This window comes from Streptomyces sp. MZ04 (assembly GCF_004684775.1).
In the GTDB taxonomy this organism is placed as follows: Bacteria; Actinomycetota; Actinomycetes; order Streptomycetales; family Streptomycetaceae; genus Streptomyces.
Genome location: NZ_SRIC01000318.1, coordinates 1 through 8955, shown reverse-complemented (window position 1 = coordinate 8955; position 8955 = coordinate 1). Strand labels below are relative to the sequence as shown.

Genomic DNA, 8955 nt, shown 5'->3' with positions numbered 1-8955 from the left:
GGGTACGGCCCGAGCAGGCCCTGAAGGGCCGCGCCACCCCCGAGTTCGAGGTCCCGTCCCGCCACACGGTCCTCGGCAACCCGCTGCTCGGCCCGTACCCCAAGGGCCTGGAGGTGGCGGACTTCGCGCTCGGCTGCTTCTGGGGCGCGGAGCGCAAGTTCTGGCAGACGGAAGGCGTCTGGACGACATACGTCGGATACCAGGGCGGCCACACCCAAAACCCCTCCTACGAAGAGGTCTGCTCGGGCCTGACCGGCCACACGGAGGCGGTCCGCGTGGTCTTCGACCCGTCCAAGGTCTCGTACGCCTCGCTCCTGAAGCTCTTCTGGGAGTCCCACAACCCCACGCAGGGCTTCCGCCAGGGCAACGACGTCGGCACCCAGTACCGCTCGGCGATCTACACCCACTCCCCCGACCAGGAGTCGGCGGCGGAGGCCTCCCGAGACGCCTACCAGCAGGTCCTGACGTCCTCGAACCACGGCAAGATCACGACAACGGTCCTCCCGGCAGACAACCGCACGTTCTGGCCGGCGGAGGGCTACCACCAGCAGTACCTTTCGAGCAGCAAAAACCCGGACGGGTACTGCGGAATCGGCGGCACGGGCGTCACCCTGGACAGCCCGTCGGAGACGAACTGGGGCCGCGCCTGCCCGACGGGGATCGCTCCGGCCGACGGCTGACCGCGGCGCGTGAGGTCCTGCGTCGATCCCGGGCGGGGGCGCTCTGCCCACGGCAGATCTGCCGCGGGCAGAGATCCCTTACGCCGCGCCCCGCGTCGGCCGACAGTGGAGTGAGCGCGGCGAGCACCGCCGCACCACCCCTGGGAGGCTCGATGTCATCGCTCATCACCGGCTGGGATCCGGCCCGCGGTCCGCGGGGCCAGGAAGGCGGTTCACCGGCGACCGCCTTCGACGATCACCTCGCCGCGCGGCTGCTCGCCCAGCGCATCGTCTTCCTCGGTACGCAGGTCGACGAGGTCTCCGCCAACCGGGTCTGCGCGCAGATGCTGTTGCTGTCGGCCGAGGATCCGCGGACCGACATCAGTCTCTACATCAACAGCCCTGGCGGCTCCGTCACCGCCGGGCTCGCCATCTACGACACCATGCGGCTCATCCCGAATGACGTGTCGACCCTGGCCATGGGATTCGCCGCCAGCATGGGGCAGTTCCTGCTCACCGTCGGGACCGCGGGGAAGCGGTACGCGCTGCCCAACGCGCGGATCATGATGCATCAGCCGTCCGCCGGCATCGGCGGGACCACCGCCGACATCGCGATCCAGGCGGAGAACCTGGAGTTCACGAAGAAGGCCGTCGAGCGGATCACCGCCGAGCACACGGGGCAGAGCGAGGAGACCATCTCGCGGGACGGTGACCGCGACCGGTGGTTCACCGCCGAACAGGCCGTGGAGTACGGGATGGTCGACCGGGTGCTCGACTCGCTGGCCGATGTCCGGCCTGCCGCCGGCAAACCGCGGATGGGACTGGGGGTCTGACAGCCATGGGCCAGTACACGATTCCGAACGTCGTCGAGCGCACTCCGCAGGGCGAGCGGGCGTACGACATCTACAGCAAGCTGCTCTCGGAGCGGATCATCTTCCTCGGGACCGACATCGACGACGGGGTGGCCAATGTCGTCATCGCGCAGCTTCTCCACCTGGAGTCGTCCCAGCCCGAGCGCGAGGTCGCGATCTACATCAACTCGCCGGGGGGTTCCTTCACTTCACTCATGGCGATCTACGACACCATGAGTTTCATCAGCGCCCCGATCTCGACGTTCTGCGTCGGGCAGGCCGCCTCCACCGCCGCCGTGCTGCTCGCCGGCGGCGATCCCGGGCGGCGGTTCGTGCTCGAGCACTCTCGCGTGCTGCTCGGGCAGCCCGCGAGCGGCGGGCAGCAGGGGACGGTCTCCGACCTCAGTCTCCAGGCCAAGGAGATGCTGCGGATCCGCTCGCAGGTGGAGGATGTGCTGTCCCGGCACTCGGGGCACGATGTCGCCACGCTGCGTGCGGACATGGACCGCGACAAGGTGTTCACCGCCCAGGAGGCGGTGGCGTACGGGCTTGCCGACGAGGTGCTCAGCCGGCGCAACCTGTTCGCCGCCGCGTAACCGCCTTACGCGTAACTCCCTTACGCGGCCAGGCGGATGTCTCCCTGGCGCGGTTGCGTCGACTGCTGGGCGTGGCGGGTCAGTTCCGTATGCGCCAGGGAGAGCAGGTCCGCCAGGCTCAGGCCGAGCGCGCGGGCGCCGGCCGCGATGACTTCGGAGGAAGCCTCCTTGTGGCCGCGCTCCAGCTCGGAGAGGTAGGGCATCGAGATGCGGGCCGCCTCGGAGACGTCCTTGAGCGTGCGTCCCTGGCCGAGGCGTTCGCGGCGCAGCACGTCGCCGATGACGTCCCGCCACAGGGGCTCTTTCTCCGTCGGCCGTACGGGAGTTGGGTGCACGGGAGTTGGGTGCACGGGGGCGGTGCCCCGCCGGGCCGGGCCTGTCGCCTGTGGGCGCGGGCGCAAGGGGATGACACGGGCCCGCTGCTCGCTCGGCGGGGCCTGCTCCGACTGGTGGTTCCGCTCGTCGCTGCTCACCTCTTCAGGGTAGGTGCCGCACCCGTACGGGGAAGGCATCGGCGTTCTGCCCCCGGCGAAATCAGGCCAGCGCCTCCGCCAGACCGTCCGCCGCCATGACGCGCCACTGCGGATCACCGTGCAGCCGCCCCCAGTACGCCATGGTCACCGCCCGGACCTGCGTCCACCGGCGGGCCCGCTCCCGGTCGACCCCGGCGGCGTCGGAGAAGACGGCGAGGCGGCGCAGCACTGCGGCCTTGGGGTCGGGCGCGGTGAGCAGCTCCTCGAAGCGGTGGTGGAGCAGCGTGATCGCGTCGTACGCCGGGTCGCCCGCGTACCCCTTGGGGTCGATGGCCAGCCAGGGTTCGCGTTCGCCCTTCAGTACGTTGCCGACGTGCAGGTCGCCGTGGATGAGCGTGTCGGGCTGGTCGGGGCCCAGTTCCCGGAGGGTGCCGATCGCGGCGTCGAGCAGGCGGGAGGCCAGCGGCGAGTCCAACTCCTTGTCGTTGTCCTGGAGTTCGCGCTCCCACTCGTCGCACCGCGCGCTCACCCGGGGCAGTTCCGCGGGCGCGGGGACGGCCAGTCGCCGGGCCAGCAGTCCCGCCGCCGTCAGCGCCTCCTCCGCGTCCGTGACTTCGGCGAGCGAGTCGGGGCCCGCCCGCTCGACGAGCATCGCGAACCGTGCGTCGTCCCGTTCGTAGAGGCGGACCGCGCCCCGGCCCGCCCACACCGCGAAGGCGTCCGGCTCGTGGACGTTGCCGGGGTGCGGGAAGGAGATCTTCAGGACGGCGGGCGTCCCGTCCTCGCGACGCCGCACGGGGACGACGATGCCGACTTGCCCGTGGGTGACGGGATCCGTCGGGGCGCAGTCCCAGCGCCGGAGGAGTTCTCCGGCCAGTTCGGGCAGAGTCTCCAGCCATGCGCGGCCGCGCTCGCCCTCCCGCTGGACGGTGCTCGCGGCGAACCCCTGGGGTGTCTCGATCATTCCGGCACCCTAGGGGCGAGGGCCTAAGGGGACCGTGTGATGACGTTTCCCCATGCCCTTCGCCCAAGCCGCCGACGGCACCGCCCTGCACTACGAAGTCCACGGCTCCGGCCGCCCCCTGGTCCTGCTGAGCGGGCAGTCCAACAACCGCCGCTGGTGGGACCCGGTGCGGGACGACTTCGCCGCCGCGTACCGGACCGTCGTACTCGACTGGCGCGGCACCGGCGAGAGCGGCCGCCCCGACACTGACACGTACAGCACGCCCGGCTTCGCCCGCGACGTCGTCGCCGTACTCGATCACGCGGGCATCGACCGCGCCCATGTGTACGGCACGTCGATGGGCGGCCGCGTCGCGCAGTGGATCGCGGCCGACCATTCCGAGCGTGTCGACCGTCTCGTCCTCGGGTGTACGTCACCGGGAGCGCCGCACGGCGTCGAGCGGGGGCCCGATGTGCGCGCGGCCCTCAGCCAGGCCGACGGCCGGGCCGCGCGCCGCGCCCTGCTGGAGCTGATGTACACGCCGGGCTGGATCGCCCGGCAGGGTGAGCGGTCGGTGTTCCACACCCTCGGCGACCCGGCGATGCCCCCGCACGCCCGCCGCCGCCATCTGCGGGCCAGCGCCCGGCACGACGCCTGGGACGCGCTGCCGCGGATCGCGGCGCCGACACTCGTCGTGCACGGCACGGACGACCTGTTCAACCCGACCGCCAACGCGCCCCTGCTCGCCGAACGCATCCCGGATGCGCGGATGCGGCTTCTCGCGGGGGCTCGGCATGCGTACTTCGAGGAGTTCGCGGGGGTGGCGACGCCGCTCGTCCTCGGCTTCCTCTCGGGCACCTCGGACTAGGGACAAGGGCATTGCCTCAAGAGCCACTTACGCCCCTCCATCCCCACTCCTAAGACCGAAGGACGTGACCGGCTTCAGCTCGAACAGCGCCCGGGGCAAGACCCTTCAGACCCAGGGCTTCGGTGTCATGCGAGCCGCTTCCGGCGAGCCTGCGGTTGTCGACACCTCCTCCGCCCGCCAGAGCATCACCGCCGCAGTCGGCAAGGACTTCGTGGAATTGTCCTGGAAGGGCTACGCCGGAGACGCCCGCTACGCCGTCACCCGCGACGGCAAGGACCTGGCCCAACTGGCTGCGGGCGTACAGTCCTTCCGACGGCCGTAAGAAGTCCGACTGGAAGTCGAGCAAGTACCGCGCCGCCCTGGGGAAGCGGACCTGACCGGCCGCTACGGCAAGTTCTGATCCTCCCGGCGGCGGGGATGCGCCGGGAGGCGTCTACGCCCCGCTGCCGTACGGCCGCGTGAGGATCTCCAGGCTGTGGCCGTTCGGGTCGTCGAAGTAGGTGCCGCGGCCGCCGTCGTTGGTGTTGATCTCGTTGACGATCCTGTGGGACGGGTCGGCCCAGTAGGTGAGGCCCGCGTCCTTGACGCGGCCGAAGATGGCGTCGAACTCGTCCTCGGACACCAGGAAGGCGTAGTGCTGGGGCGTGATCGGCCCGCCGTCGCTCTCCATGTAGTCCAGCGTCACGCCGTTGGGGATCGCGACGGGGAAGAAGGGGCCGAACTGGGGGCTGACCTCGAGGCCGAGGATGTCGGCGAGGAACTGCGCGGACGCCTTCTTGTCCTTGGCGACAACGATGGTGTGGTTGAGTTCGATGGACATCGTGCGACCTCTTCCTGCGTCTGATTCCCGCGTCTGATTCCCGCGTCTGAAGTGTCCTTGCTTCCTTGCTGACATCTTCGACACTAGGCCCGCGCAGGCCTCCCTGCATCGGTCACACGGCCCCCCACCTGGTGCGCAATGGGGACTAGGGCCACGGCACGAGGTGACTTCCGGCCACGGTCAGCGGCCTCGGACGGCCCTGGCGGCCCTAGCGGCCGTCCGGGGTCGGGCGGTGCTCGACGTACTCGATCACCGTCCCATCCGGGTGGCGCGCGCTGAATCCCGCGCCGGTCGGCACGGCTTTCAGGGGGTCGGTGATCTCGGCGCCCGCGGCCGTCAGGCGGTCCAGATACTTCTGCGCGCTGTCCACGAGGAGCGTGCCCGCCGTGGCCCGGAAGGGCGCGACGCTCTCCTCCGTGCCCTCGATCAGGAGGAAGCCGCCGACCGCCGCGAGCCCGAGACTCAGATCCGGATAGGTGAACCACATGTCCCGTTCCACGCCGAGGAGTTGCTCGTAGAAGGCGGTTACGGACTCCAGGGTGCCGGGGCCCGTGAAGACCCGTACGAAAGTGCGGGGCTCGGTCAGGGCCGAGGAGTCGGTGGAGCGGCGCCACATGACGGCGCCGTCGGAGGGATGTCCATTCGTCATGCGTTCAGGTTCACGGGCCGCGCCTGCCGCAGCCAGTACGGCGATGATGGGGTGACCAGGGGTATCAGGCTCGGATGACGCCGCATCCATTTGCGCCGCATCCCTTTACGCTGCATCCCTTTACGCTGCATCCATGACCACCGCCGAAGAGACCGCCCGGCGTGGCGAGTTGGGTACGTTCCTGCGGGCGCACCGCGAGCGTCTGGCACCGGACGAGGTCGGGCTTCCCGCCACCGCGCGCCGCCGCACTCCGGGACTGCGCCGCGAGGAGGTGGCCGCGCTCTCCGGGGTCGGGGTCGCCTGGTACACCTGGCTGGAGCAGGGCCGCGTGGACACCTCCCGGCAGGTGCTCGACGCGGTGAGCCGCACCCTCCGCCTCGACGGTGACGCACACCGCCATGTGCTGGCCCTCGCGGGGTTCGCACCGCCGCGGACCGCCGCAGATCCGGCCGTCAGCCCGTCCGGCACCCCCGAGCACGACAACCTCCGCACGATGATCAGCAGTTGGCCCGGCTCGCCCGCCCTGGTGCTCACCCCCGACCTATCCATCACGGCATGGAACACCGCGTACAGCACACTGTGGCCCGACCCCGGCCGCCTGCCCGCCGAGCGGCGCAACCTGCTGCTCCTGCTCATCGGCGACCCGGACCACCAGCGCGTGCTGCCCGCCTGGGAGCCCTTCGCGCAGGACCTGCACCGCCACTTCCGGGCCCACGCGGACACCCTCCCCGGCGACGACGGGGTACGTGCCCTCACGGAACGCCTGCACGCCACGCGGCCCGACCTCGCGCACTGGTGGGCGTGCCGCTCGGTGGGCGGTTTCACTCCTCGTACGATCGAAGTGACCGGCGACAACGGCCAGTTGACCTACCTGGTCACCCTCCTCACCCCCGCCGCACCCCCCGGCACCACGCCCGCCTCGCTGCTGGTCCACACACCGGCGCCCGCGCCGATCTAGCATCGGCGGATGACGACCGACACCCTGATTCCCTCAGCCGTCGCCCTCACCGGAGCGTCCGGAAAGATAGGTTCGGCGCTGCGGCTCCAGTTGCGGGACCACGTAGCCCAGTTGGTGCTCGTCGACCGGGTTCCGCCGGTCGAACCGCTCGCCGCCAACGAACGCTCCGTAACCGTCGACCTGCGGGACGCCGCCGCGACGGCGGAGGCCCTCTCCGGCGTGGAGGCCGTCGTCCACATGGCGGGGATCCCGGACGAGGCGCCGTTCGCGGACCTGCTCGAGGCGAATGTGCTGTGCACGCACCACGTCCTGGAGGCCGCGCGCCGAAACGTCATCTCGCGCACCGTCCTGGCCAGCAGCAATCGTGCCGCCGGTTTCCACCCGAACTCCCACCTCACGCGGCCGCAGGACGCGGTGCGGCCCGACGGTCTGTACGGCGTGAGCAAGGTCGCGGTCGAGGCGCTCGGCAGGATGTACGCCGACAAGTTCGGGCTCTCCGTCAGCTGTCTGCGGATCGGGAGCTTCGAGGACGTGCCCTCCGAGGCGCGGCACCTGGCGACCTGGCTCAGCCATCGGGACGCGGGCGGATTCGTCCGCGAGGCGCTGCGCACGGGCGGCCCCGGCGACTTCGACATCACGTACGCGGTGTCGGACAATCCGCGCCGCTTCTGGGAGCTGACCGGTTCCTACGCGCCGGTCGACGACGCGTCCGCCTACGCGGAGAAGATCTCCGGGGCGGACGCGTCCTTCGACCCGGACGCGCCGCAGTCGGGCCACTTCGCCACCCCGGAGTTCACTCTTCCGCATCTGCCGCGCCGGTAGACGGGCAGGTAGACGCGCCGGTAGACGGGCAGGTAGACGCGCCAGTAGACGCGCCGCCCGGCGTCAGATCGTGGCCGTGTCGATCACGACGCGGTAGCGCACGTCGGAGTTGATGACACGCTCGTACGCCTCGTTGATCTGGTCGGCGTCGATGATCTCGATCTCTGCGCCGAGCCCGTGCTCCGCGCAGAAGTCGAGCATCTCCTGCGTCTCGGCGATGCCGCCGATCATCGAACCGGCGAGGGTCTTGTTGCCGCCGATCAGGGAGAACAGGTTCAGGGCGATCGGCTCCTCGGGGGCGCCGACGTTCACCAGGGCGCCGCCCGTCTTGACCAGGCCCAGGTAGGCGCCGAAGTCCAGCGGCGCGGACACCGTGGAGAGGATCACGTCGAAGGAGCCCGCGAGTTCCTCGAACGTCTTCGGGTCGCTGGTCGCGTAGTAGTGGTCGGCGCCCAGCTTCAGGCCGTCGTCCTTCTTGCGCAGCGACTGCGAGAGGACGGTGACCTCCGCGCCGAGCGCGTGCGCGATCTTGACGCCCATGTGGCCGAGGCCGCCGAGGCCGATCACGGCGACCTTCTTGCCCGGGCCCGCGCCCCAGTGCTTGAGCGGCGAGTACGTGGTGATGCCCGCGCACAGCAGCGGGGCGGCCTCGTCGAGGGACAGGCCGTCGGGGATGCCGACGGTGAAGGCCTCGTCGACGACGACGTGCGTGGAGTAGCCGCCGTAGGTGGGCTCGCCGTCCTTGCCGATCGCGTTGTACGTGCCGACGCCGCCCTTGAGGCAGTGCTGCTCCAGGCCCGCCTTGCAGTTCTCGCACTCGCGGCAGGAGTCGACCAGGCAGCCGACGCCGACACGGTCGCCCACGGCGAACTTGGTGACGGCGGAACCGACCTCGGTGACGACACCGGCGATCTCGTGGCCCGGGACCATCGGGAAGATGCCCTCGCCCCAGCCGTCGCGCGCCTGGTGGATGTCCGAGTGACAGATACCGGCGAACTTGATGTCGATCAGTACGTCGGTCGCGCCGACCGGGCGGCGCGGGATGGTGGTCCGCTCCAGGGGGGCCTTGGCGGACGGTGCGGCGTAGGCGGAAACGGTGGTGATGCCGGTGGTGCTGGTGGTGCTGGTGGTGGCGCTTGTCTGTGCGGTCATGACGTCAACCGTGCCAGCCTCGCGGACATCTACCCAGGTCACAGCCCTGCCTACGTCCAGTGGTCCTACTACTGGCGGGGACAGGCTCGTATGCCTACGACCCCGGATACTGGAGTACATGAACGCCGACGCCGGGCAGCCCCCGCACGCCCCCGCCCCCGAGC

The 8955-nt window shown here is 70.5% G+C and carries 12 protein-coding genes; 7 read left to right on the top strand and 5 right to left on the bottom strand.

Translation table 11 applies throughout. The annotated features are described in order from the left end of the window. The 3 genes from msrA to E2651_RS37425 form a co-directional block, all read left to right on the top strand. The coding region (gene msrA / locus E2651_RS37435) for a peptide-methionine (S)-S-oxide reductase MsrA (RefSeq protein WP_135335732.1) at positions 1–680 on the top strand (680 nt) is incomplete at its 5' end. Between the two features lie 152 nt (positions 681–832). Next, positions 833–1492, top strand: a complete 660-nt coding sequence (locus E2651_RS37430; RefSeq protein ID WP_135335731.1) for an ATP-dependent Clp protease proteolytic subunit — start codon at positions 833–835, stop codon at positions 1490–1492. Positions 1493–1497: 5 nt separating this feature from the next. Beyond that, positions 1498–2106, top strand: a complete 609-nt coding sequence (locus tag E2651_RS37425) for an ATP-dependent Clp protease proteolytic subunit (protein WP_135335730.1) — start codon at positions 1498–1500, stop codon at positions 2104–2106. A gap of 20 nt (positions 2107–2126) precedes the next feature. Here E2651_RS37425 and E2651_RS37420 read toward each other — a convergent pair whose 3' ends face one another. Further along, positions 2127–2456: a helix-turn-helix transcriptional regulator gene (locus E2651_RS37420; protein WP_245239465.1), complete on the bottom strand. Its 330-nt coding sequence runs from the start codon at positions 2454–2456 to the stop codon at positions 2127–2129. 184 nt (positions 2457–2640) lie between these two features. Next, on the bottom strand, positions 2641–3543 hold the full coding sequence (locus tag E2651_RS37415; protein ID WP_135335729.1) for an aminoglycoside phosphotransferase family protein: 903 nt from the start codon (positions 3541–3543) through the stop codon (positions 2641–2643). Positions 3544–3595: 52 nt separating this feature from the next. On the opposite strand from E2651_RS37415, the gene E2651_RS37410 reads away from it, so the two are divergent. Both E2651_RS37410 and E2651_RS37405 read left to right on the top strand, forming a co-directional pair. Beyond that, positions 3596–4390, top strand: coding sequence for an alpha/beta fold hydrolase (locus tag E2651_RS37410; protein ID WP_135335728.1), 795 nt, complete (start codon positions 3596–3598; stop codon positions 4388–4390). Positions 4391–4454: 64 nt separating this feature from the next. After that, on the top strand, positions 4455–4712 hold the full coding sequence (locus E2651_RS37405) for a hypothetical protein (RefSeq protein ID WP_245239464.1): 258 nt from the start codon (positions 4455–4457) through the stop codon (positions 4710–4712). Positions 4713–4823: 111 nt separating this feature from the next. Here E2651_RS37405 and E2651_RS37400 read toward each other — a convergent pair whose 3' ends face one another. Then, complete coding sequence (locus E2651_RS37400; protein ID WP_135335727.1) at positions 4824–5210, bottom strand: VOC family protein; 387 nt, start codon at positions 5208–5210, stop codon at positions 4824–4826. Between the two features lie 208 nt (positions 5211–5418). Continuing rightward, positions 5419–5859, bottom strand: a complete 441-nt coding sequence (locus tag E2651_RS37395) for a VOC family protein (protein WP_135335726.1) — start codon at positions 5857–5859, stop codon at positions 5419–5421. A gap of 133 nt (positions 5860–5992) precedes the next feature. On the opposite strand from E2651_RS37395, the gene E2651_RS37390 reads away from it, so the two are divergent. Further along, complete coding sequence (locus E2651_RS37390; RefSeq protein ID WP_135335725.1) at positions 5993–6817, top strand: helix-turn-helix transcriptional regulator; 825 nt, start codon at positions 5993–5995, stop codon at positions 6815–6817. A gap of 9 nt (positions 6818–6826) precedes the next feature. Next, positions 6827–7639 carry an NAD(P)-dependent oxidoreductase gene (locus tag E2651_RS37385; RefSeq protein ID WP_135335724.1) on the top strand — a complete coding sequence of 271 codons (813 nt, stop codon included), beginning with the start codon at positions 6827–6829 and terminating at the stop codon, positions 7637–7639. A 63-nt stretch (positions 7640–7702) separates the two neighbouring features. On the opposite strand, the gene E2651_RS37380 is transcribed toward E2651_RS37385, so the two are convergent. Next, positions 7703–8743, bottom strand: a complete 1041-nt coding sequence (locus E2651_RS37380) for an NAD(P)-dependent alcohol dehydrogenase (protein ID WP_135335733.1) — start codon at positions 8741–8743, stop codon at positions 7703–7705. Between the last annotated feature and the right edge of the window lie 212 nt (positions 8744–8955).